At 60.5% G+C, this 22283-nt stretch carries 23 protein-coding genes; 14 read left to right on the forward strand and 9 right to left on the reverse strand.

What is annotated here, in order from left to right; all coding sequences use genetic code 11:
- Positions 1–284: hypothetical protein (locus EXZ48_RS24355; RefSeq protein ID WP_130518922.1), on the reverse strand; the 284-nt coding region annotated here is incomplete at its 3' end.
- A 5-nt stretch (positions 285–289) separates the two neighbouring features.
- On the opposite strand from EXZ48_RS24355, the gene EXZ48_RS24360 reads away from it, so the two are divergent.
- The gene (locus EXZ48_RS24360) at positions 290–625 is read left to right on the forward strand and encodes a helix-turn-helix transcriptional regulator (protein ID WP_245462349.1); all 336 of its coding nucleotides are present in this window, start codon (positions 290–292) and stop codon (positions 623–625) included.
- Positions 626–724: 99 nt separating this feature from the next.
- Here EXZ48_RS24360 and EXZ48_RS24365 read toward each other — a convergent pair whose 3' ends face one another.
- On the reverse strand, positions 725–925 hold the full coding sequence (locus EXZ48_RS24365) for a hypothetical protein (protein ID WP_130518924.1): 201 nt from the start codon (positions 923–925) through the stop codon (positions 725–727).
- A gap of 285 nt (positions 926–1210) precedes the next feature.
- Here EXZ48_RS24365 and EXZ48_RS24370 point away from each other — a divergent pair, with 285 nt between their 5' ends.
- Positions 1211–1513 (forward strand): DUF982 domain-containing protein, encoded by a 303-nt coding sequence (locus EXZ48_RS24370; protein WP_130518926.1) that lies wholly within the window; start codon positions 1211–1213, stop codon positions 1511–1513.
- A gap of 64 nt (positions 1514–1577) precedes the next feature.
- A complete protein-coding gene (locus EXZ48_RS24375) occupies positions 1578–1781 on the forward strand; it encodes a CsbD family protein (protein WP_023517627.1) in 204 nt (67 codons plus the stop codon).
- Between the two features lie 47 nt (positions 1782–1828).
- Here the strand turns inward: EXZ48_RS24375 and EXZ48_RS24380 are convergent, their stop codons facing one another.
- The gene (locus tag EXZ48_RS24380) at positions 1829–2014 is read right to left on the reverse strand and encodes a hypothetical protein (RefSeq protein WP_050746518.1); all 186 of its coding nucleotides are present in this window, start codon (positions 2012–2014) and stop codon (positions 1829–1831) included.
- A gap of 190 nt (positions 2015–2204) precedes the next feature.
- Here EXZ48_RS24380 and EXZ48_RS24385 point away from each other — a divergent pair, with 190 nt between their 5' ends.
- A complete protein-coding gene (locus EXZ48_RS24385) occupies positions 2205–2402 on the forward strand; it encodes a DUF2934 domain-containing protein (RefSeq protein WP_130518928.1) in 198 nt (65 codons plus the stop codon).
- A 352-nt stretch (positions 2403–2754) separates the two neighbouring features.
- On the forward strand, positions 2755–3063 hold the full coding sequence (locus tag EXZ48_RS24390; RefSeq protein WP_130518930.1) for a hypothetical protein: 309 nt from the start codon (positions 2755–2757) through the stop codon (positions 3061–3063).
- Positions 3064–3100: 37 nt separating this feature from the next.
- Here the strand turns inward: EXZ48_RS24390 and traG are convergent, their stop codons facing one another.
- Genes traG through EXZ48_RS24405 form a run of 3 tightly spaced genes read right to left on the reverse strand, consistent with a single transcriptional unit; the run spans position 3101 to position 5524 of the window.
- A complete protein-coding gene (gene traG / locus EXZ48_RS24395; protein WP_130518932.1) occupies positions 3101–5020 on the reverse strand; it encodes a Ti-type conjugative transfer system protein TraG in 1920 nt (639 codons plus the stop codon).
- A complete protein-coding gene (locus EXZ48_RS24400; RefSeq protein ID WP_023515110.1) occupies positions 5017–5247 on the reverse strand; it encodes a conjugal transfer protein TraD in 231 nt (76 codons plus the stop codon). The genes traG and EXZ48_RS24400 overlap by 4 nt, the downstream gene beginning before the upstream one ends.
- Positions 5237–5524 (reverse strand): TraC family protein, encoded by a 288-nt coding sequence (locus EXZ48_RS24405; RefSeq protein ID WP_130518934.1) that lies wholly within the window; start codon positions 5522–5524, stop codon positions 5237–5239. Before EXZ48_RS24405 ends, EXZ48_RS24400 begins: the two co-directional genes overlap by 11 nt.
- 222 nt (positions 5525–5746) lie before the next feature.
- Here EXZ48_RS24405 and traA point away from each other — a divergent pair, with 222 nt between their 5' ends.
- The 3 genes from traA to EXZ48_RS24420 are packed head-to-tail and all read left to right on the forward strand — an operon-like array spanning position 5747 to position 13141.
- Positions 5747–10366 carry a Ti-type conjugative transfer relaxase TraA gene (gene traA, locus EXZ48_RS24410; protein WP_130518936.1) on the forward strand — a complete coding sequence of 1540 codons (4620 nt, stop codon included), beginning with the start codon at positions 5747–5749 and terminating at the stop codon, positions 10364–10366.
- 31 nt (positions 10367–10397) lie between these two features.
- Positions 10398–10667 carry a hypothetical protein gene (locus tag EXZ48_RS24415; protein ID WP_130518938.1) on the forward strand — a complete coding sequence of 90 codons (270 nt, stop codon included), beginning with the start codon at positions 10398–10400 and terminating at the stop codon, positions 10665–10667.
- 2 nt (positions 10668–10669) lie between these two features.
- A complete protein-coding gene (locus EXZ48_RS24420; RefSeq protein WP_130518940.1) occupies positions 10670–13141 on the forward strand; it encodes a zeta toxin family protein in 2472 nt (823 codons plus the stop codon).
- A 219-nt stretch (positions 13142–13360) separates the two neighbouring features.
- Here the strand turns inward: EXZ48_RS24420 and EXZ48_RS24425 are convergent, their stop codons facing one another.
- The gene (locus EXZ48_RS24425; protein ID WP_130518942.1) at positions 13361–14227 is read right to left on the reverse strand and encodes a LysR family transcriptional regulator; all 867 of its coding nucleotides are present in this window, start codon (positions 14225–14227) and stop codon (positions 13361–13363) included.
- Positions 14228–14296: 69 nt separating this feature from the next.
- Between EXZ48_RS24425 and EXZ48_RS24430 the strand changes: the two genes are divergently transcribed.
- On the forward strand, positions 14297–15268 hold the full coding sequence (locus EXZ48_RS24430; protein ID WP_130518944.1) for a quinone oxidoreductase: 972 nt from the start codon (positions 14297–14299) through the stop codon (positions 15266–15268).
- 49 nt (positions 15269–15317) lie between these two features.
- On the opposite strand, the gene EXZ48_RS24435 is transcribed toward EXZ48_RS24430, so the two are convergent.
- Both EXZ48_RS24435 and EXZ48_RS24440 read right to left on the reverse strand, forming a co-directional pair.
- Positions 15318–15638 carry a hypothetical protein gene (locus EXZ48_RS24435; RefSeq protein ID WP_130518946.1) on the reverse strand — a complete coding sequence of 107 codons (321 nt, stop codon included), beginning with the start codon at positions 15636–15638 and terminating at the stop codon, positions 15318–15320.
- A 95-nt stretch (positions 15639–15733) separates the two neighbouring features.
- The gene (locus EXZ48_RS24440) at positions 15734–16720 is read right to left on the reverse strand and encodes a class I SAM-dependent methyltransferase (RefSeq protein ID WP_130518948.1); all 987 of its coding nucleotides are present in this window, start codon (positions 16718–16720) and stop codon (positions 15734–15736) included.
- Positions 16721–16992: 272 nt separating this feature from the next.
- Between EXZ48_RS24440 and EXZ48_RS24445 the strand changes: the two genes are divergently transcribed.
- The 5 genes from EXZ48_RS24445 (at position 16993) to EXZ48_RS24470 (ending at position 22279) form a co-directional block, all read left to right on the forward strand.
- On the forward strand, positions 16993–17874 hold the full coding sequence (locus tag EXZ48_RS24445) for an AraC family transcriptional regulator (RefSeq protein ID WP_130518950.1): 882 nt from the start codon (positions 16993–16995) through the stop codon (positions 17872–17874).
- A 126-nt stretch (positions 17875–18000) separates the two neighbouring features.
- Positions 18001–19206 (forward strand): MFS transporter, encoded by a 1206-nt coding sequence (locus tag EXZ48_RS24450; RefSeq protein ID WP_165909410.1) that lies wholly within the window; start codon positions 18001–18003, stop codon positions 19204–19206.
- A 591-nt stretch (positions 19207–19797) separates the two neighbouring features.
- The gene (locus EXZ48_RS24460) at positions 19798–20700 is read left to right on the forward strand and encodes an AraC family transcriptional regulator (protein ID WP_130518954.1); all 903 of its coding nucleotides are present in this window, start codon (positions 19798–19800) and stop codon (positions 20698–20700) included.
- Between the two features lie 95 nt (positions 20701–20795).
- Entirely contained in the window at positions 20796–21605 is an 810-nt protein-coding gene (locus EXZ48_RS24465) for an ABC transporter ATP-binding protein (protein WP_130518956.1), read from the forward strand.
- The gene (locus EXZ48_RS24470; protein WP_130518958.1) at positions 21602–22279 is read left to right on the forward strand and encodes an ABC transporter permease; all 678 of its coding nucleotides are present in this window, start codon (positions 21602–21604) and stop codon (positions 22277–22279) included. Before EXZ48_RS24465 ends, EXZ48_RS24470 begins: the two co-directional genes overlap by 4 nt.
- Positions 22280–22283 lie beyond the last annotated feature (4 nt).

Consider the following 22283-nt stretch of genomic DNA (forward strand, 5'->3'; position numbering starts at 1 on the left):
AGCACACGCAGCTTATCGGCAAGCTCACTGGACTTAGTGACCGGCGCGACGGCGAGCGCCTCCACGACGGCCGTATGAGCGTTGTTGATGCCGTCCATAGCCTCATCGGGCATGGGCTGCAGTTCGAGCATGCTGGTCTGCAGTTGTTCAGCGAGAGCTGCCATGCGTGGAATCTCGGTGGCGCCGGCCCGGTCATAGGGGAAGTGCGGCGGTTGTCTTCTCGGACGCAGCCTGCGCGGTTCGAGCCTTCTGTCCGTAATTGTGTCGTGCGTCGTGGTGGCCATTGCTGGTGGTCCTTCCTGTTGCGTTTGTCGTACTGTATTTGTACATTGTTAACATTGATTGCGACGAGGTACAAAAAATAATGCGCGCAACTACCATGAAGATGGCGCGGGCTGGCCTTGGGTGGGGCGTTCGGGAGCTAGCAGAGCGGGCCGGAGTTACCGCAAACACGATCACCCGGATCGAAAACGGCGCCGACGCAAAAAAATCTACAATGGATGCTATTCAGGCGGCACTTGAGCAAGGTGCTCCGGACGAGAACGGCCGGTGGCGGTTCGCGGAGTTCATCTCTCCGGACGGGGTTCGTATTGCAGAGGGCGGTGTTGCGCCACCGGACGAGTGACGGCTACCGCCTCTTCCCAAGGAGCAATTCCGCAGCCGGCACAAGGTCGGCGGCTATCGGGTCGGCCCATTCCCGCGCCAACCCTAAACTCCCAATGCGTCAGCCCACGAGGGGCTGACAGCGTTTCCAAAGGTGCTCAGCGTCGCCCGGCTCTTCCTGAAAGAGCCGGATGACAGTAAGAGCAACCGCATCGAGGTCGCGGTCCATATTCTTTTTCAAGCGCGCAATTACATCTCGCATGATCGCGAGATCGTCGGGTTCTAATATTCCTGCCTGAGATAAGGTTTTTGGGAGATCCATAGCGAACTCCCTTTCTCGTTCGGGGCGAAAGGTGCCACCTCACAGCCGACAGCGCCCTGATAATCGGCTGCCAGTACAAGGAAGTGTGCTCTCGCAATGCGACAATTGCAAGTCGAGCGGATCATCTAGCGCTTCTCTTATTTAGGTCGTTCTTATTCGTCTCGGCCGCGCGGAACCTTTGATCCGGATCGCAGTTCGTACGGCAGCCAACGGCACCCTTGAAAAATCCGCACGCGATTTCGATATCGTTCGGCGCCAGGGTAGCTTTTGGAAGGAGGATTATCGATGCTGGCAGAAATCTACTTTGCGACCCCTATCTCCGTCACGGTCACGAATGGGACGAGCCGTTTGTTCCAAGGCGTCCATGACGCTCTCGACTTCCTAGAAAATGAATGGCCACTACGCTCCGGCGATCGCTACAAGCGTGCCTGTGAAAGATGCCGTGCCGCCCTTCAGCTCCGGACGCCGGCGACGGTTGCACGCGAGGCATTCGTCTCGGCGTGCCTTGAGGCAGGAATGCCCGTACAGGCGCTTTCGCCTCTTTGGCACCGCTCCGGCCCCTCTACGCCGCCATTAATGAATGCTTGATCAGGGATCAATTCCGCCGGCTGCGCGTTTCCTATCCATCACTATCCTAAACGAGGAGAGCAAGATGGACTGGAACCGTGTCGAAGGAAACTGGAAGCAGGTCAAGGGCAAGATCAAGGAGCAGTGGGGTAAACTCACTGACGACGATCTGGACGTCATCGAAGGTAAGCGCGACCAGCTCGAGGGCAAGATCCAGGAGCGCTACGGCTACGAAAAGGATCGTGCGACGCGGGACGTTGACGACTGGTATAATCGCCAGACCTGGTAAGTCGCATTGAGAGGGCCGCCCGGCAGCTGCCGGGCGGCCCCATCGACTTAACGCTGCTTCTCGCCAGCACTCTTGCCGTCAGAGCTCCTGGAGCGCTCCTCAACGCGATCCGCGCCCTTTGCGAGCTCCGATCCCTTTTCAGCTTCAACCTCGCGCTCTTCGGCTCGTGCGGCCTTGTGGAGGCCACGGGCGCCTTCCTTGCCCTTCTCCGTCGGTGCGTTCTCAATTGCCATTGTGCGTCCTCCTGTGGGGCATCAGGAACGACTACGGATCGCGGTGGTTCCAGTCGACGGGAACAAGAATGGCGGCGGGCACGTTTGACCCCGAACAGAAACGGAGACGCATTATGAATAATATTATTTATCTTGTCGGTCTGGTCGTAGTCGTGATCGCCGTCCTGTCCTTCTTTGGGCTCGGCTGATCATGGACGACGAACGCGAGAGACGCATCAAGGAGCGAGCCTTCGAACTCTGGCAGTGCGAAGGGTCGTTGGATGGCCGATCGCTTGGGCACTGGCTCCAGGCAGAACGGGAGATACAAGAAAAGGACGAAGCGGGAGAGGCGAGCCGAGATCAGGTTGATGTCGTCGGCCTAGCTGCTGCGGCGAAGCGGACGCATTGAGTTCGACTCCACATTCAGATGTAGCGGACTTCAAAAGCGGGGAGGATTTCTGGCGAAGAAAGCCCCTTTCATCGGATTGCTCAACGATAACAGGCGCTTATCTTCTAAAGTGGCTCCCCCGAGCCGGCCCGGCCTTCGGTGACGCTCACTCTAGCGGGGCGAAACGGCCGGATCGACCGGCCGCCTCGCCGCAAGGGGTTGTCCCTCACGCTCCCCGCCGATCTTTGCTTGCCGCGCCCTTCCAGCGTGAGGATGTCGGCATGATGAGATCGAAGAGCAACCCATCGACGAAGCGAGTGCACAGGCTGCGAAAAGCAACCCGCTGCTTCGTTTGCTGCGACACGCCGTTCTGTTGATCGCCACGCTGGCCATCACAATCGTCCGCGGCGTGCTCTATTGCGCCGGGTGTCTCGCCTATTCCGTCCTCTCCCTGCTCCGGCCGGTCGTCAACGTGCTGATGCTGAGCGGCCTCATCATGCCGCTGGTCGCCTTCGTCGCTTTCGTCAAACCCGAGGCAGCCAACGGAATGCCATTTTGGGTTTTCCTCCTGATGGCCGCCGGCTTCGTCGGCGTTTCCATGGTGTATTCGAAGTTCGTCGACTGGATCACACCTCCGGGCGAAACGGACCCGGCTGAGCGCTATCGCCCTCTCGGTCGATAACGCAGTTCCGAACCGGCGCACCGGTGCGTTGTTGTGATCAGCGATAACGCTTGGCAAATCGATTGGGCTTCGCCGCCTTGTTCATGTCTTTCCGACGGAAATACATCGCGCGCCCGCACCGGATCGGGCTACGGCCCTGAACGATGATGATCTGCTCATCCTGGCGCATGGTCTGCGTGACCTCATGCGGCAGGATCAACGGTCGCGCTTGATAGGAGATGTTTTCTGACTTTCGCGGCGAGCCGTTCTTCGTGGCGAAGCTGACGTCACGCGAATCTCCTTTGACCTCTATGGTCATCACGCCGCACAACGCCGAAACGTTCTTTGCCGTTTCAATCGACTTGATGGCGGCATAGCTCGCAAAAGCACATCCCTCAATCCACGATGTCGCACCGTTCTTGCCGAAGTGATGCTCCAATTGGCCGACCGATTGGTAGAGCAGCATCATGGTGACGCCATGCTTGCGGCCGCGATCGCGCGCTTCCTCGAGCGCCCGCATGTAGCCGAGTAGGTCCACCTCGTCGAGCATGAAAAGCGCACGTCGCGTGAACCCGCCGTCGGCCTGAACCATCGCCTTGAGCAGTGCGCCTATGATCACACGGCCGATGCCAGGATAGGACTGCAGGATGTCACCAGGCAGGTTCAGGAAAACGTCCTTCTCGCCGCTAACGAGATCGCTCGGCTTGAAGGCGTTGCCGCAAACGAGCGCGGCATATCCATCGAGGGACAGCCACTGCGTATCCTTCGATGCCGTCGAGTAGACGCCCGAGAACGTCTGCTCGGTCATGTTGGTGAAGACGCCCAAGGTTTCGCGGATGAAGGCGGAGGTGGAATGCTCCTGAATGTCGCGGAGCATGGCGAGCACGGAGGGCTCCGGCTCGGAAACGATCTGCCGCAAGCTGCGCAGATTGCGACGCCCCTCGTATTCCGGCGACAGCATGACATGGGCGAGCAGGCCCGTTAGAAGATTGTGCGCCTGGTTCTGGAAATAGGAGCCGGTGGATGTGTCGATGCGCACGCTCTCCGACAGCAACATATGCGCGACACCGACGATATCCTCTTCCTTCTTGCGCGACGTTTCGATGAAATTGAGCACATTGAACCCCATGACCGGGTTCATGGGATCGAGCACCATGACCTTCCGGCCGAGTGCACGGGTGCGATGCTCCACCACCATCGGCGCGATCTCGGTGGAAGGATCGAGGCAGATCAGTGGGCCGCTGTAAAGCAATGTGGTCGGGACCACGTTGCTCACGGTCTTGAACCCGCCTGAGCCCGAGAAGAACAGCATATGGGTGGAGTCGAAGTTCAGCTTGTAGGTGAGGAGCGGCGCGGTTCCGCCCTTGCCCCATGTCGACCGATCATAGGGATCGAAAGGCACATCGCAGACGATGTCCTTGTCGACCCGATAACGTTCGCCGATGACGATCTCGCCATCGGGTGGGAAGAGTTTTCCGGCCGCGGCCATCGATAGCCAGTTCGCGCCGCCGAAGATCCCGCGCTTGGCGCGCTTCACCTGTTCGGGCACGACCGTTGAGATGCGCGCCGAGACCGCTACCGCAATGAAGCCGACAATGCCCGCGCCCACTGCGATCCTATCGAGATAGGAAAGCGCCCCATCCCAGGACAGCACGCCGCTCTTCACGAAAGGCGAAAGCCGCGCGAATTCCCGCAGGCCGTAGAAGCCTGCAACGATCAGAAAGCTGAGGAGGCTCGCCACGGCAATCGGCCTTCGCAGATGAAGTGGCAAAGCCCAGACGGTTAAAAGACCGGCGAGCGGCCCGAGCAAAAACGCCGGCAGCGGCTCGGCGCGCAAGAACCAGTATGCCGTTTTCTCCGACATGCCGACGGCGAGCGACGGCCATCGCCATCCAACGACATAGACAGCGAAGGCCGTGACGACGATCGGCACCATGACGAGCAAGAGGCTTGGATGTGGTTTGGCCATCGTCGTCATTCGGCTGCCTCCAGCATCGGTCGGCCGCCATCGAGCACGGGAGCCTTGAAGGCTTCCTCGCCGACATCCCGCAGCCGACGATATTCCGGCGAACCGGACCCGACGCGCGCCAGTTCGATGAGCCCGCCGAGCAGAAACGCCCGGTCGACCTTCGACAGTCCGGCCCGGACGACGATCCCGCCCAGCAGGAATTTCTCGCGAGTTTCCTTCTTGCGATCAGCCGTCATAAGGAATCTCCGTCGTCGCTCCAGCCCCGCCACCTGGCTGTCCACGCGGCGAAGCAGCTGCGTCACCAGCCCCTTTCTTCTCCGCTTTGCGAAATCGCGCGGCGATCTCTTCGACGATGCGATCGACCTCCTCGTCGTCGATCTCCATCTCCGCCAGACCCGACTTCATTGCCGCGCGGGAGAAGCGATCAGCTGATTTAACTATCAGCGTTTTTCGACGCTCTCGAAGCTTCTCGATCTGCGTATCGATATCCAGAATTGACGACTTGGCGGCCATTTACCAGGTTCCCTCTCTTCAAGCAATATCGCTGTTGTTTATTTATACTGACTAGAAAACGATAGTAAAATGCGCTACCTTGCGCAAGTCCCCAAAATGTCGATGCCGGAATTCCGGCCTGGGCCGTCTTCCGGAAAAGCGGCATCGGACCTGAGGTCCGATCGGTTTGAGGGCGCAATATACGTCGCTGGCGCGACGTGCTTGGGAGATCAGGAGACGGCAGTGGCGATCATGTTCGTCAGAGCGCAGGTAATCAGCAGGGGAGCGGGACGCAGCATCGTCTCGGCCGCCGCTTACCGTCATCGCGCTCGCATGATGGACGAACAGGCCGGCACCTCCTTCAGCTATCGCGGCGGCGCGGCCGAATTGAAGCATGAGGAGCTGGCGCTACCGGACAAGGTTCCGGCCTGGCTGCGGATCGCGATCGAAAGAAAGAGCGTCGCGGGCACGAGCGAGGCGCTGTGGAATGCCGTGGAGGCCTTTGAGGTGCGAGCGGACGCACAGCTTGCCCGCGAGTTGATCATTGCGCTCCCCGAGGAGCTGACGCGGGCGGAGAACATCGCCCTCGTGCAGGAATTCGTCCGGGACAATCTGACCTCGCAAGGCATGATCGCCGACTGGGTCTATCACGATAAGGACGGCAATCCCCACATCCATCTGATGACGGCGCTGCGACCCCTGACGGACGAGGGTTTCCGGCCGAAGAAGGTGCCGGTGCTCGGCGAAGACGGTGAGCCGCTGCGCGTCGTCACGCCGGACCGGCCGAACGGCAAGATCGTCTACAAGCTCTGGGCCGGCGACAAGGAGACGATGAAGGCCTGGAAGATCGGTTGGGCGGAAACGGCCAATCGGCACCTTGCGCTCGCCGGCCATGACATCCGTCTGGACGGGCGCTCCTATGCCGAGCAGGGCCTCGATGGCATTGCCCAGAAACATCTCGGCCCGGAAAAAGCCGCGCTCGCGCGCAAGGGCGTCGAGATGTATTTCGCGCCGGCAGATCTGGCCCGGCGGCAGGATATGGCCGACCGCCTGCTCGCCGATCCCGAGCTTCTGCTGAAGCAGCTCGCCAACGAACGGTCCACCTTCGATGAGAGGGATATCGCCAAGGCGCTGCATCGCTATGTCGATGACCCCACGGATTTCGTGAACATTCGCGCGCGCCTGATGTCGTCCGACGATCTCGTTCTGTTGAGGCCGCAGCAGGTGGATCGGCAGACCGGCAAGGTGGCGGAGCCGGCAATCTTCACCACGCGCGAGATCCTGCGCATCGAATATGACATGGCGCAGTCGGCAGAAGTCCTGTCGAAGCGTACTGGCTTCGGTATCGCCGACGTGAAGGTCGCCGCAGCCGTGCGTCAGGTCGAAACCGCCGATCCGGAAAAGGCGTTCAACTTCGATCCAGAGCAGGCCGGGGCGGTTCGTCATGTCACCGGTGATAATGCGATCGCGGCCGTCCTCGGTCTCGCCGGGGCCGGCAAGTCGACGCTGCTTGCCGCCGCGCGGGTTGCCTGGGAAGGTGAAGGTCATCGCGTCTTCGGCGCAGCTCTTGCCGGCAAGGCGGCCGAAGGGCTGGAGGACAGCTCCGGCATCAAGTCGCGGACGCTCGCATCGTGGGAACTGGCCTGGGAGAACGGGCGCGATCTCCTGGAGCGCGGCAATGTCTTCGTCATCGATGAGGCCGGCATGGTGTCATCGCAGCAGATGGCGCGTGTGTTGGAGGCGGTCGAAGATGCCGGCGCGAAGGTGGTCCTGGTCGGCGACGCCATGCAGCTACAGCCGATCCAGGCGGGTGCGGCTTTCCGGGCGATATCGGAGCGGATCGGGTCCGCCGAACTTGCCGGTGTCCGCCGGCAGCGCGAAGCTTGGGCGCGCGATGCCTCGCGTCTCTTCGCGCGTGGCAAGGTTGAGGAGGGGCTGGATGCCTATGCCCAGCGAGGACGGATCGTCGAGACCGAGCAGCGCGTCGAAGTCGTCGAACGGATCGTGGCGGATTGGAGGGCGGCGCGAGAACAGGTCGTCGCGCGGTCGCGCGTGGAAGGTCACGACGGCCGTCTGCGGGGCGACGAGATGTTGGTGCTTGCGCAGACCAACGAGGATGTGAAGCGTCTCAATGAATCGCTGCGCGGCGTGATGAACGCTGCCGGCGCGCTTACCGCCGCACGCGAATTCCGGACAGAGCGCGGGGTTCGGGAGTTCGCCGCCGGCGATCGCATCATCTTCCTCGCAAATGCCCGCTTCCTCGAACCGCGCGCGCGGCGTCTCGGACCGCAATATGTGAAGAACGGCATGCTCGGAACGGTTGTTGCGACCGGCGACCTGCGTGGTGGTCCGTTGCTCTCGGTTCGTCTCGACAGCGGTCGCGACGTCGTCATCAGTGAGGACAGCTGTTGCAATATCGACCATGGCTATGCCGCGACGATCCACAAGTCCCAGGGCGCCACTGTCGACCGGACCTTCGTGCTCGCCACCGGCATGATGGACCAGCACCTGACCTATGTGTCGATGACCCGCCATCGCGATCAGGCAACGCTCTATGCGGCGCGCGAGGATTTCGAGCCGAGGCCGAAATGGGGACGAAAGCCGCGCGCCGATCACGCCGCCGGCGTCACCGGTGAGCTTGTGGAGACGGGCGAGGCGAAGTTCCGGCCGGACGATGAGGATGCGGACGAAAGCCCCTATGCCGATGTCCGCACGGATGACGGAACGGTCCATCGTGTCTGGGGCGTGAGCCTGCCGAAGGCGCTGGAGAAGGGCGGCGTTTCGGAAGGCGACACGGTCACGCTCCGCAAGGATGGCGTCGAGACGGTCAAGGTCGATGTCACCGTCACCGATCCGGAGACGGGCGAGAAGCGAACGGAGAAACGCGAAGTTCACCGCAATGTCTGGACGGCAGAGCTGAAGGAATCGGCCGATGCTCGCCAGGAACGGATCGAGCGCGAAAACCATCGGCCGGACTTGTTCAAGCAGATGGTCGAGCGTCTCGGCCGTTCGGGCGCGAAGACCACGACGCTCGATTTCGAGAGCGAGGCTGGCTACCAGGCGCATGCCCGCGATTTTGCCCGGCGCCGCGGTATCGACTTGGTTGCCGAGGTCGCGGCCGGGATGGAGGAGGGGGCCGGGCGGCGGTTGGCCTGGCTTGCGGAAAAGCGGGAACAGGTGGCGAAGCTCTGGGAGCGCGCCAGCGTGGCGCTCGGCTTCACGATCGAACGGGAGAAGAGAGTCTCCTACAATGAGGAGCGTTCGGAAACCGTCGCGCCGCGAATTCCCGAGGATCGACCATACCTTATTCCGCCGACGACGCGATTTGCCCGTAGCATCGAGGAGGAAGCCCGCCGGGCGCAACTGGCCTCGGATCGATGGAAGGAGCGGGAGGTCATTCTTCGCCCGGTTCTGGAGAAAATCTATCGCGACCCTGACGGCGCGCTGGCCAGGCTGAACGTGCTGGCGTCGAATGCAGGCATGGAGCCGCGCCGCCTTGCGGAAGATCTTGCCGCGACGCCTCAGCGTCTAGGCCGCCTGCAGGGGGCGGAGCATCTGGTGGACGGTCGCGCCGCGCGGGACGAACGGAATGCAGCGATGGCGGCCCTGTCGGATCTGCTGCCGCTCGCCCGGTGGCATGCGACGGAATTCCGCAGACAGGCAGCGCGGTTCGGCATTCGCGAGGAACAGAGGCGTGGGCATATGTCCCTGTCCATTCCCGCGCTCTCGAAACCGGCCATGGCGCGTCTTGTCGAAATCGAGGCGGTCCGAGAGCGCGGCGGACCCGACGCTTACAAGACTGCTTTCGCCTATGCCGTCGAGGACCGTTTGCTGGTCCAGGAGGTGAAGGCGGTCAACGAGGCGCTGACAGGGCGCTTCGGATGGTCCGCCTTCACGGAGAGGGCCGATGCTGTTGCCGAGCACAACATGGTCGAGCGCATGCCGGACGATCTTGCTTCCGATCGACGCGAGAAACTGGCGCGGCTCTTCAAGGTCGTGCGCCGCTTTGCCGAGGAGCAGCATCTTGCCGAAAAGAAGGATCGCTCAAAGGTGGTTGCCGGCGCCAGCGTCGAGCCGGGGAAGGAGACGAGTGCCGTGTTGCCAATGCTCGCCGCCGTGACGGAGTTCAAGACCTCGGTCGAAGACGAGGCGCGGGTGAGGGCGCCCGAGGTTGCCCACTACGGCCACAATCGCGCGGCCCTTGTCGATACGGCCGGACGCATCTGGCGCGATCCCGCCGGCGCCGTCGACAAGATCGAGAGCCTGATCGTCAAGGGCATTTCGGGCGAGCGGATCGCAGCGGCCGTTGCCAACGGTCCCGCGGCCTATGGTGCTCTGCGCGGGTCCGATCGCATCTTGGACAGATTGCTCGCTGTCGGCCGCGAACGAAAAGACGCGCTACAGGCAGTGCCCGATGCGGAGAGCCGCGTCCGGTCGCTGGGCGCGTCCTATGCCACAGCCCTCTCGACAGTGACCCAGACAATTACAGAAGAGCGCCAACGGATGAGCGTGGCAATTCCGGGCCTGTCGCCGGCGGCCGACGAAGCATTGCGCGAGCTTGCGGCGGCAATGAAGAAGAAGGACGCCAAGCTCAATGTCGCAGCCGGGTCGCTCGATCCTCGTATCTGGGAAGAATTTGCCGGTGTCAGCCGATCGCTCGATCTGCGGTTCGGCCGCGACGCGATCCTGCGCGGTGAGAAGGACGTGATCAACCGCGTGTCGCCAGCGCAGCGCCGTCCATTCGAGGCGATGCAGGAGCGCCTGAAAATATTGCAGCAGACAGTCCGCATGGGCAACAGCCAGCAGATAGTCGCGGAACGCCAGCGCCGGGCGATCGACCGCGGCCGGGGCGTCATCCGGTGAATCTTTCGACGATGTGGAAAAGGAGAAGAACATGACGGAACAGGAAGCCCCATACGACGCGATCGTCCGCGCCGAGATCGCCATCGAAATCCTCAACCAGGCGCGTGCCATCGTCACGGCGCGTGTCTATGAGCTCGAAGGATCGGATCCTGACGCCGCCGAAGCGCTTCGGTCTCGGCGGCGTGAGCTGATTGCCCTGCAGCAGAGGATCACCGTCGCCAATCGCGATTCTGTCGAGGACGTCATCGCGCTCTGGGGGCCACGCGTGAAGGACGACGCCCGGTTCTGGGCGGAGTTCTGATCATGGCGGGCGATCAGGCATCCGGCCCGCTCTCGCCGGAGAGGAATGAGAGCATTTTCCGCAAGGACATCCTTCCCGACTATCTGCCAGAGGCGATGAAGCCGGCGGGGCGGCTGCGGATGATCCTGCTCGGCGGCCACCCGGGGGCCGTTAAGACGGCGGTTCTGATCGCAAGCCAGACGGAACTCGATCAAACGGGGCCGACGATCCGCATCGTCGGTGACGATCTCCGATTCTATCATCCGCAGTTCCTCGCATTCCAGAAGCAGGATGCGGAAACCGCGTCGCAGTTTACCCAGGCCGATGCCGGGCGCTGGACGGAAAAGTCGCTGGCGGCCGCCGTGGAGCGGAAGGTCAATATCGTGTTCGAGACGACGATGCGCACACCGGAGAATGTCGCCCGCGTCATCGGCGTGGCGCGCGCCGGTGGCTACGATATCGAGGCGCGAGCGGTTGCCGTCAATCCACGGCTAAGCTGGCAGGGCAACGACTATCGCTTCGAGGAGATGCTGCAGGCCGGCGACGCGGCGCGCATTCCGCCGCCGCACGTTCACGATGCCGCTGTCACCGGATTGCGCGTCAGCCTCGAGAAGGTCGAGACGGAAAACCTCGTCGACCGTGTCCAGCTTCGAACGCGCGGTGGCACTATCCTCTACGACAATGAGCGAGGCTCGGCCGGTTGGATGCGCGCCCCAGAGGCGGGGGGCGCCCTCGAACGGGAGCAGACACGACCGATGACGCGCGGCGAGTTGCAGCGTTTTTCTGATGATTGGAGCCATGTTCTCGGCCGCATGGAGGAACGGCATGCGCCCGAGGACCGCATAGCGGCCGCCAGGACACGAGCCGTAGAGGACGTCAACCATTTGCTCGCGCAGCGGCGTGAGGCGGATGGCGATGATGGATCACGGCGCGGGCGATCGATTTTCCAGACGCGCGCTGACGCACTCGGCATGTTCGTCGAGCTCTACGACAATGCGTTGCGCGATGCCGAGCGCCGCCCGATTGGCAACATCGAGGCGCATGCACTAGGGCGGCTGTCCCAGAGTTACATGGTATTGAAACTCGTCGAAACCGCCCGCGACCTTGGCCTCTTGCCCGATGACAGTACGATCGTCGCAACACGCGCGATGGTCCAGGACAAGCACGGGAACCAGGAGTTTCCGGCCGCGCATCGCCTGCCGGCCGACCTCTCGGTCGAAACGCCGAATGGGGAGCGCCGGCGGCTGGCGGAGCACTTCGACGTCCAGCTCAACCAGGTCGCCATCGACCGCGAGGTGTTCGGTCGGACGGACCGGTTGTCCCGTATGGCGAAGGTCGTGGATTCCTGGCTGAAGACTGCCGGCATGCGCAAAACGCTGGCTCGGGCGGCAAATGACGTCGCATCCGGACGCATGTCCGCGAGCGCTGCCATGTCGGATATCGTGGAGCCCGGCTTCGCGGCGGCGGTCGCCCGCACCCGCCAGCGCCTGGAACGGAACATGGCGCTTGCCGAGCGCACCGCGATCGCTGCCTCGATCGTCGACCAACGCGGTGAACCCTTCCGCGCGATGCTGGATAACCTGCGCCTGCGAACCGGCGATCTCGATAACCGGGCGCGGGCAAAGGCCATGATGGACGAAATCATGGTGGAGGCCGCGCGGCATGAGCGGCTTGACGCCGGGCGCCGGCGCGCGGCCGAGGAGTTTGCGCGCGGTATCGCTGATAACGAGCGCAGTCTGGGTGCAAGGTGGGATGTAGATCAAAGCACCAGACGCTCCAATGTCCTCGTGCCGGGGCGGGATCTGCCCGACCTGACCGAGAATGAAATTGCCGACAGGCTGCACGGTTCCGCACGCCTCGCCGACAAGCGCGCCGAGATCGAAACCCTGTCACGTCTCGTCTTCGGCAATAGCCAAGCGGTGACATCGACGGTTGCGAGCATTCGTGGTGCTCGAAGTGGTGCGGCCGCCGGCGAGGATGTCCGCGAGGGGCGTCTCGGGGACATGGCCGGGGAGGGGAAAGGTTGGTTGCACGGCCCAAGTCCCGCGCGTGAGGCTGCCGAAGCCCATGCGCCGCAGCTTGCGGCGGCGCTCGCGGATTACGGACATGCAGTGGATTTCGAGCGCCATCAGATCGTGACCCAGCATCGAGAGGTGCAGGCGCGGCAGCGCGTGGAAATACCGGCGCCGTCACCTGAGCTGACGGAGATCTTGAGGAGTGACGGTCAGGATCAAGTTCGTCACCTGAACAGCGAACCGTCGCTTCGTCGTGAGCTTGAGACGATGACGCTTGCGATCAACAGACGTCTATCGCCAGGAGATAAGGTAGATCTGAAGGGGGGAAATGTCGCGCGGCTCGCCTCATCGCTCGGCGCAACGCGCGAACAGGCGGCATCATTGCAACAAGTCCATGAGCAGGCGCGCGTGCTGCAGGAGAAGACCGTCCGACAAAACCGGGAGGTTTCGCGCACAAGTCAGTTGACGATGCGGCGCTAAGTCTGGTCGCACCTGGAGAATTGCATAGCTGCATTGCACAATGGATGATATTCATCCGCCCAGGAAACGGGCATTATGCTCGCAGTTGATGCACATCGCGGTTTTCTCCTCCCATTGCCGCCGCATCAGCTGTTCCCCTCTGGAGGTTCATATCTCCACACTTCATGGGCCACGGTTTCCGATGGCCCATTTTTTTGCCCGTACTGCGCATGATATCGTCTAGCGGCGGAATGCCTGCTTCAGCGCCTCCACAACAGCGCGCACCGCGGGGACATCCTTGATCTCGGAGTGAACGACGAGCCAGATCTCCCGCGTCAGGGGCGACCCGCTTTCAATGCGCTGAAGGCCTTCCATGCCCTCCACCGCGAAATCCGGCAGCATGACGACACCCCCGCCGGTCAACGCGGCCGCGGCCTGGAATTCCATCATGGAAGAGCGAAGGGCGATCGGGCGGCCCGCCGCAAACTCAATCAGGCGGGTGTGCTGCGGCGCAGCCTTCATCGACTCGTCATAGCCGATGAACGACCAGTCTTCAGGGGACGTCGAGGCCAGGTATTCTTCTGCGGCATAAAAGTCGAAGCTGATCGCGCCGACTTTGATGATCGCGTATTCGCCTTCCTCGGGACGGGATAGACGGACGGCGACATCCGCTTCGCGCCGGTTCAGCGAGGCAAAGCGCTTTTCGCCGACGAGAGTGATCTGAATGCCCGGATGTTGGCGGCGAAGGTCGACGATGGGCCTGGCAAGCAGCATGTTGGAAAGCGCCGGCGGCGCGCTGATACGGATATCGCCCTGGAGTTCGCTCGAGCTGGTCCGCCCCAGCTGCTCGATACTCGCTGCCTGCAGAGCAATCGGGGCAGCGAGTTCGGCAACCTTATCACCGTCGGATGTCAGGACGATCTTTCGGCCACGACGATCGATAAGCTTTCGCCCGAGCCTCGTTTCGAGCGCCACAATACGCCGCCTAACCGTTGCGTGCTCGATGCCGAGACGTTTTGCTGCGCCGAGAAATGTTCCTGCCTGCGCCACCGCCATGAAATGCCGCAGATCGTCCCAATTCAGTTGTGTGAATTCTTTCCCAGTCATTGGGTGAGATTAGGGAATTTATGATCAGCAGGCTACAGGGCAGAGTGTCTCCAAGAAGGAGATGGGTTCATGACAGACAAAATCGTATTGCTCGTTTCGCCCGGTGAGCATGGGCGCTTCGAAATCCGGGAGCAATCCGTTTCCGAACCGGGAGAGGGCCAAATCCTCATCCATCACCAGGCCATCGGCACGAATTTCCTCGATGTCTATCACCGCAAGGGTATCTACCCCTTACCGACCTATCCTGCGGTGATCGGCGCGGAAGCGGCGGGCGTTGTCGAGGCGGTCGGTTCCGGTGTTTCGGACTTCCGGGCGGGCGATCGCGTGGCCTATGCCGGCCCACCGGTCGGCGCCTATGCCTCGTTGAGGATCATTGAGACCAAGCGGGTCGTCAAACTATCCGATAGCATCTCCATGAAAACCGCCGCCAGTTCTCTCCTCAAGGCCATGACGGCGCACATGCTTCTGGAAAAGACCTTCATGGTCAAAGCTGGAGATGTGGTGCTGGTTCACGCGGCCGCCGGCGGGCTCGGGTCGATCCTGACACGCGGCGCAAAGGCGCGAGGCGCCGTCGTGATCGGGACCGTCGGTTCTGAGGAGAAGGCTGTGCTCGCGCGGGCCGCTGGCGCCAATCATCTTATCGTCGGTCGGGATGCCGATCTCGTCTCGGAGGTGAAGGCATTGACCGAGGGGAACGGTGTCGATGTCGTCTATGATGGTATCGGCGGCGATGTGCTGCTTAAGAGCATCCATTCCGTCCGGCCCTTCGGCGTGGTGGTGACCATCGGCCAGGCCGCCGGCCCGATCCCGCCCGTCGCCGTCGAGAATCTGCGGCCTGGAAAGTTTCTTGCGCATCCGAGCATCATGGCCTGGTGCGCGGATGTTGGCCGCCACCGGGAGACGGCAATTGCAGCCCTTCGTGATATCGAAGCCGGTATCGTCTCGCAGGTCGACTCAAAATACCGATTGGACGAGGTCGCCGCGGCCCATGTTAGAATGGAGTCTGGCCGCTCAAGCGGCAGTATCCTCTTGATGCCCTGAGCGATAGCCGGCAAACTGCGGGACAAGTCGGGCCTCCTCCCGCCGCCGATCAGGCTCGGCTGCCCCTCAATGGCTGCCATTCGACAGCGGTGGTCGCAATGGTAGCGACGGTTTCGAGCTGCCCTTGCAACAGCATGCGGACGCCGTAGAACAGGACCAGATCCCTGCCTTCAACACGCATCAGGAGGCCGCCGCCGGCGGGGCGTAGGGTTGCGCGGACGTCTTCAAAGGCGAGGAGCCGATCAACGCCGTCTTCGCCGATCGATAGGCAATAGGCGCAGCATCGCGCGCAGAGTTGGTCGACAACGCATTTTGCATCCGCGACAGAAACGAATGTCTCGGCGATGAATTGGTTCTCAGGTTTTTTCACGGCCGGCCTCCGCATTCAGAGTAGCGCCGGACGAGGGGTGATCCCGCCCGCCAAGCACACAGGAAGAGATTGCGTTCTGACGGTGGTGGTTATCGTCAGCCGTCCGCCGCCTTTGAAAGTTCCGTATAGGGTTGCGGCTCGTAGACGTATTCCGCCGGGATTGCGGGTTCGACCATCAACGACAGATAGCGCCACAGGTTTTCCTGGCTGTTGCTGGCTGCAAGGCCGTAGAAGTTGCCGCTGTTCCAGGTGATGACGCAATGTTTGAACTGGGCGTAGACCGCGTTGGCCATTTCGGCCAAGGTCACCTCGCTGTTGTGCATTGTGGTCAGCACATCTTTGGTCTTTCTCTCGATCTCCTCGGCCGGGAAGAAACGGGTTTTAAACCCGAGATCCTTTTGCGACTCACGCGTCTGGTAGTCGCGCGGGTTTGACGCGCGGAATTTCTCGAGAAGGAGAAGGATTCCATCGCTCTTCAAGTGGTGAGCAACGAATTCGATCTGTTTATTGCGGTTCGGCGAGTACATTTGGAAGGTCGTGTCTTCCAGAATGAAATCGAACCCGTCTGCAAAGTGTCTAAGCTTCTCGTCGGACCGAAGGTGATCCTTTGAAAGCCGGTGGAATGGCCCGAGGAAGAAGTTTGCATTGGATGGTTCGCCGAATGCCATGAAGCACTTGAAGTTCTCCTCGTTCGGGCTGCAGGACAGCGATTGAATTTTTCCGTTGCTCAATTCCGACAGGGTGCGAGCCATCGTACCTTCGGCCGTCCCGAGGCTATAGAGCAGTACATCGGTAGGGCTGAGCTGCGCGTATCGGAAGAGGGCGTGAGCCATACGGCATTCCTCCTCAAGACGGTACGGGATGCTGCTATGGTAGTGCTGGTCGAAGAACCCTTGTCGGCGCGCGTGGAGATCGACAAAGCGGTGAAGCAGCGTGTCGTTGGGGAATAGCCGCGTGTCAACGATTGGCTTGCGAATTGGCATGCCGTTTTTCCCGGCAGCGGTTTCTGTAAAGAAGCCAGCCAACTGATTAAGCCGGGGGCCACGATCGCATTCACTGAAGAAGTCGTCAAAATCCTGCATCGCAATACACCTAATCATATGAACATAAGGGTGCGGCTCCGCAAACCAGGCGGACCAAATTCCACAACGGTTCTGCTGACTTAATGAAGACCAGCTTCAAGCGATGCCGCGGGTAAGAGGTAGGCTTGTGCTTTGTGACGCGCTTTCATCGGCATGCCGTTTTTTCACAAAAGTGCCATCATCGGCCAACCTTGGGTTCTCCCGGGATTGTTTGCAACTACAGCTGAACTTATATGGCGGCAGAACCTTATTGATGTGGGACATGAACGCTATTGACGGAAACGCGTGATTTCGACCCCGGGGAAGTCCGTCGCTCGGACCACAGCAGTCTTGTTCACCAACATCTTGATTGGGGCGCCGTGCGCGCTGATATCGTGAAGCGAACCGGACTGGCCCGCCAGGAGACAAATGTGTCGGCCGAGCAGCATTCCTTCATAGTCAACCTTCAAGGCGAGGCGCGAGCGGGTGAGGACTTCGTTGAAGGACGACGGGTAGCATTCACCCCGCGCCGGCCTGGTTCCGTAGCCTTCCTTCCTGCGCGTAGCAAATGGAGCGGATGGGACGAGGGCGACACTACGGGGTCCTATCTATTCGTTTCCATCGACACTGCCTTCATTGATCGCGCAATCGGAGCTGAAAATGTCACGTGTTTGCGACCGGCAATAGGCTTTCGAGATACGGTGATAGAGGCCTGCCTACAGCGAATAGCGGCTGAACTGAAAAATCCCGATCCGATCAGCGTCGTCATGGTGGAAAGCCAAGCTATTCAGCTTTTCGTCCAGATGGTTCGGCTCAATGGCTTGGGGAACGAACCGGCAAAGGGCGGGCTTTCGCCCTTCGACCTTAAACGCGTTGTTGCCATCATCGAGAACCGGCTCGGCAATCCGCCGAACCTGGATGAGATGGCAGGAGAAATCGGGGTAAGCCGCCGCCACTTCTTCCGTGCTTTCAAGCAGTCGACGGGAAAGTCACCGCATTCGTTTGTCACAACGCGTCGATTGGAACGCTCCGTTGATCTTCTTCGTACGACTGAGCTTTCCGCCACAGAAGTCGCGTTCGAATGCGGGTTCGCAAGTTCCAGCCACTTCACCTACGCCTTCAAGAGAGTCTATGGAACGGGGCCGCTGGAGTTCCGCCGAAGATGGCGCAGTTGATGCACTTGAATAGTTTTTGGCACGATTTTGATAACCAGGCCTGATTCTTAAAGCGAAGGGGCCTAAAGATGCCTATTGCAGATGGGTCTCCAACTGCGAAGTATCCATATGCCCCGACCGAGAACGATGGAAGCGCCCGCCCCCCGCGTTCGCTACGCGCGTTCGTTTAACTGGTTTTTGGCAAGCACGTTTGCATCCGCTATCGGCCGAAATGGCTACCACATAGCATGTGCTTGGGTCCTTATCGTCTCCGGACAGGGCAGCGCCGCAGTCGCGGGATTCTTCACTATTATTAGTCTGACCGAACTCGTTACCAGTCCGCTTGCCGGTTGGCTGGCCGATCGTTTCGATCGGCGCATTCTTTATGTCATCGCGGAGACTGTCCGTGTTGTCGCCGCTATCGTGTTGGGCGCGGTTCTGATGGTGACAAGCGTGCTGTGGGCCATCGGGCTGTCTGCCGTACTCTTTGCAACCTGCGATCGGATCGCGCTGACGGCATCCCAATCCATGATTCCGTCGATCAGTGCGAGACTCTCGCTGGCGACTGCGAACTCGATGACCTTTTTCTTGATGCAGTCTGGAAGTCTCGCTGCGGCCGTGCTCGTTGGGGCTCTCTTGCATGGGGCAAGCTCGGTGGTCACTTTCGGTGCTGTTTCCATTGGGTTTGCCTTTTCGGCAATCATCATGCGTGTTGTTCGGCATGAGAGAGGGCCCTCCGAGCGTGCCGGGGGCGCGATGGAGAGCTCGCCGGTCATCGATTCTCAGTTCCTCTGTCTGAGTGTCGTCTACGCGCTACTCTATACCGGAGGGATGTTGATCAGCGTTATCGGGCCTAGTTTCGTGTTTGATGAACACGGTGGAAATGCGGTCGATTTCGGCCAGCTTGAGAGTTCTTGGTCGGCAGGATCGATCCTTGGTGCTTTGCTGCTGATACCTCTCGTTCGAGCGACGAAGTTAACGGTCCTGCAATACGTCATTCTCGGGTCTAGTGCGGTGTCCTTCGCGGTGATCAAAGCACTGGACCCGCCCTTTGCCCTCTTGGCATTCGCGATCCTGGGAGCCTTATACAATCTCGGCAGGGTTGCCGTCGAAGTCATGATCCAGTCGGCCGTCCCGAGTACCGCGCTTGGCCGCGCAAAGGGCCTGCTCCACAGCGTGGGCGTTCTCTTGGGTGTTGTCCTCTTCGCGATCGTTTCGGTGATCGCCGACGATGTCAAACCGTCGACGCTATTTCTCGCCTATGCCGTCATCCTTGCGTTCGGCATGGTGGTTCTCATCCTGTTTTGCAGAAACGGAACGAATATCGACGTGGAGCGCGATCCTGGCCGATGACCCTAATTAAGTGTTTTCGCATGCAGCATGCCCCCGATGTTGTCCAATTGATCAGCGTGACGATCTCACCGCTTGCGGCCGGTCCTGCCGCCTAGAAATTTATGCCGCAATTCAACTATGGTGCCAGGATATCGGCCCAGCACACAATTTTTCACCACATGTCTCTAGCGAAATTAATGCGCTTCCTCTATTTCTGAATGTGAGGCAGTACGTGCTGCCTCGGGGCTGGAAACCCCTCCGTGCGACTGATGCTGGTCGTTTCAGCATCACACTCCTTGACCTTTCGAGGTCGGGGAGCCTGTGGCGTATGTCCAGGTTCCCCGGAGCTAAAGGCCACAGGGCTGTCACGGACAGTTTCCACTCCCCGATCATTGGGAGGTTTAGTGAGTTTCGCGGGGACGTACCGCGACAAACTCTCTTTCGGAGATGTTCGATGCGACACCCACGTAAACAGCGGAACGTGTGTTCACGTGCCTGCAGGCTTCAAATACTGCTTTTTCCGGACCAGCATAGCGCGCTCCCGTTCAGGATCACGTCATCATTCAAGTATGGCCAGCCATCTCTAACCCTCTCGCAGTGGGAACGGGGCCGATGAGAGTTCAGGTTACATCTCCCGCCCCCAAATTCAAGACCGGCAGTTGCCAAACGATTGTCCATGACCACAGGACTTGGCGCCACGTACAGGCTGATCTCGTCCGCCGCACTGGCCTTGAAGCGGAAGAGATCGCGGTCAAGTCGGACCGGCACCTGATCCTCCTAAACCTGAAAGGCAACTCCGAACGTGGCGAACACTTCCTTGACGAAAAACGGACCGGCTTCGTCTGCCGCCGGCCCGGAGCCGTTCTCTTCATTCCAGCCGGGTGTGACTGGAAAGGATGGGAGGAAGGTGCTTCCACGGCGGCTTACCTTTCAATCACAATCGATCCGGTCTTTGTGACCGACGTCTTTTCTCGAATGGCGACGAGCATGCTTCCGACCCTTTCACCTGACCTTGGTTGCGAGGATACGATCATTATGAACGCCGCGCGCGGTATCGGCGAGGAGATCGGAGATCAAAATCCACTCAGTACCATGGTCGTGGAAAGCTACGTGGCCACGATGTTTGCGCAGCTGTTCCGCCGCCAGAAATATGTCGCAACGACCCGAAAGGGCGGGTTGGCGGCGACAAACCTGAACCGTGTCATCGAGAAAATCGATGGCGATCTTTCTTCCGATCTGTCGTTGGGTCAGCTGGCTGCTCTCGCAGGGTTGAGCATTCCGCATTTTTGCCGAGCCTTCAAGCAAACACTCGGATGCCCGCCCCATGCCTTCATCGTCCGGCGGCGGGTCGAGCGGGCAAAGGAGTACCTTCGCCTTTCCGCGATGCCGATCACCGAAGTGGCGCTCCTGTGCGGCTTCTCCAGCTCAAGCCATTTCGCCAACACGTTCCGGCGCGAGACGGGCACGACACCTCAAGATTTTCGCGGCTCGTCGCTAAATAAATCAGTCGAATGATTTTTCGATAAGATTTCGCAGACACGTCAATTCGCTGCAAGCCCCACTTGGGCCAGTGTCGCATCCTCGGCAGACGACAAGCCGAGGGATTGCTAGTGAACCAACCATCAAATTACGATCACGCTCGTGACAATACCACGAAGCAAGGACCTGCTCTGCGCGTCGTGGAGTTGAAGAAGCGCTTCGGTCCGCTCGAAGTCATTAAAGGGGTGTCCTTCACAGCGGAACGCGGCGACGTCATCTCAATCCTCGGAAGCAGCGGATCGGGGAAAAGCACGCTTCTTCGGTGCCTGAACTTTCTGGAAGAGCCGAGCGAAGGCGAGATCTGGGTCGGCGGACGCCATATCAACGCACGCTCAGGCATCGTAGCGCAACGAGAGATCAATGCGTTGCGTTGCAAGCTCGGGATGGTCTTCCAGAGCTTCAATCTGTGGTCTCACATGACAGTCCTGGAGAACATGGTTGAGGCACCGATCCATGTTCGGGGAATAGCTAAAGCCGAAGCGCGGCTACGCGCGGAGGAACTTCTTTCAAAAGTTGGCCTTGCCGACAAGCGGCACGCCTATCCAGCTCACCTTTCCGGTGGCCAGCAGCAACGCGTCGCTATCGCACGCGCTCTGGCGATGGAACCTGAAATCCTCCTTTTCGACGAACCGACATCGGCGCTGGATCCTGAACTCGTTGGCGAGGTGTTGAAGGTAATCCGCTCGCTCGCGGATGAAGGCCGGACAATGCTCATTGTTACGCATGAGCTCGGCTTCGCGCGGCAGGTCTCGAACCGCATTGTCTTTCTCCACCAGGGGGGGATCGAAGAGGAGGGTGCACCGGAAACGGTGTTTCGTAATCCTGCGTCATTCCGACTGAAGCAGTTCCTCTCGGCCCAAGAAAGGGAGCTGCATCAATGATCGAGCTGCAAGGTTTCGGCGACCAGATCGCCGCCGGGGCGATCACGACGTTGCGCGTAGCAGCAACCAGTCTGGTTCTGGGGATTGGTGTCGGTCTTTGCGGTGCGATGGCAAAACTCGGCCGCTCCCAGACCCTCAGGCGATTGGCGGACGTCTACACCACGATCATTCGCGGTGTCCCCGAACTCCTCATCATCCTTATTCTATACTTTGGCGGTACGGTTGCGATGACCGCGGTGTTCGGCCGCTACGTCGAAGTCGATGCTTTCGCTGCCGGCGTCTTTGCACTGACTATCGTCTTCGGCGCCTACGCGACCGAAGTCTTCAGGGCAGCAATCCGTGCGGTGCCGACCGGTCAGATCGAAGCGGCGCATGCGCTCGGCTTGTCAAAGATGCATACGTGGCGATTGGTGATCTTCCCCCAGATGTGGCGGTACGCATTGCCAGGCATAGGAAACCTTTGGCTCACGCTGCTGAAGGACACTGCTCTCATCTCCGTAGTGGGGCTTGAGGACTTAATGCGCAAGACCGGTGTTGCAGCGGGCGCAACCCGCGATCCACTCACCTTCTACACCGTCGCTGCCGGCCTCTACCTCTCATTCACCTCCGTATCGCTGGCTGGGCTGACTTTACTTGAGCGGCGCGCAAATCGCGGCGTCCGCGTCGCAGATTGAGAAA

The sequence above is a fragment of the Shinella sp. JR1-6 genome (assembly GCF_004284735.1).
Lineage (GTDB): Bacteria > Pseudomonadota > Alphaproteobacteria > Rhizobiales > Rhizobiaceae > Shinella.

Bases quoted from the DNA above. Each gene is read 5' to 3' on its own strand.
- EXZ48_RS24365 (WP_130518924.1), bottom strand. From the start codon at position 925: ATGGATCTCCCAAAAACCTTATCTCAGGCAGGAATATTAGAACCCGAC.
- EXZ48_RS24370 (WP_130518926.1), top strand. From the start codon at position 1,211: ATGCTGGCAGAAATCTACTTTGCGACCCCTATCTCCGTCACGGTCACG.
- EXZ48_RS24375 (WP_023517627.1), top strand. From the start codon at position 1,578: ATGGACTGGAACCGTGTCGAAGGAAACTGGAAGCAGGTCAAGGGCAAG.
- EXZ48_RS24380 (WP_050746518.1), bottom strand. From the start codon at position 2,014: ATGGCAATTGAGAACGCACCGACGGAGAAGGGCAAGGAAGGCGCCCGT.
- EXZ48_RS24385 (WP_130518928.1), top strand. From the start codon at position 2,205: ATGGACGACGAACGCGAGAGACGCATCAAGGAGCGAGCCTTCGAACTC.
- traG (WP_130518932.1), bottom strand. From the start codon at position 5,020: ATGACGACGATGGCCAAACCACATCCAAGCCTCTTGCTCGTCATGGTG.
- EXZ48_RS24400 (WP_023515110.1), bottom strand. From the start codon at position 5,247: ATGACGGCTGATCGCAAGAAGGAAACTCGCGAGAAATTCCTGCTGGGC.
- EXZ48_RS24405 (WP_130518934.1), bottom strand. From the start codon at position 5,524: ATGGCCGCCAAGTCGTCAATTCTGGATATCGATACGCAGATCGAGAAG.
- EXZ48_RS24415 (WP_130518938.1), top strand. From the start codon at position 10,398: ATGACGGAACAGGAAGCCCCATACGACGCGATCGTCCGCGCCGAGATC.
- EXZ48_RS24420 (WP_130518940.1), top strand. From the start codon at position 10,670: ATGGCGGGCGATCAGGCATCCGGCCCGCTCTCGCCGGAGAGGAATGAG.
- EXZ48_RS24425 (WP_130518942.1), bottom strand. From the start codon at position 14,227: ATGACTGGGAAAGAATTCACACAACTGAATTGGGACGATCTGCGGCAT.
- EXZ48_RS24430 (WP_130518944.1), top strand. From the start codon at position 14,297: ATGACAGACAAAATCGTATTGCTCGTTTCGCCCGGTGAGCATGGGCGC.
- EXZ48_RS24440 (WP_130518948.1), bottom strand. From the start codon at position 16,720: ATGCAGGATTTTGACGACTTCTTCAGTGAATGCGATCGTGGCCCCCGG.
- EXZ48_RS24450 (WP_165909410.1), top strand. From the start codon at position 18,001: ATGGAAGCGCCCGCCCCCCGCGTTCGCTACGCGCGTTCGTTTAACTGG.
- EXZ48_RS24460 (WP_130518954.1), top strand. From the start codon at position 19,798: ATGAGAGTTCAGGTTACATCTCCCGCCCCCAAATTCAAGACCGGCAGT.
- EXZ48_RS24470 (WP_130518958.1), top strand. From the start codon at position 21,602: ATGATCGAGCTGCAAGGTTTCGGCGACCAGATCGCCGCCGGGGCGATC.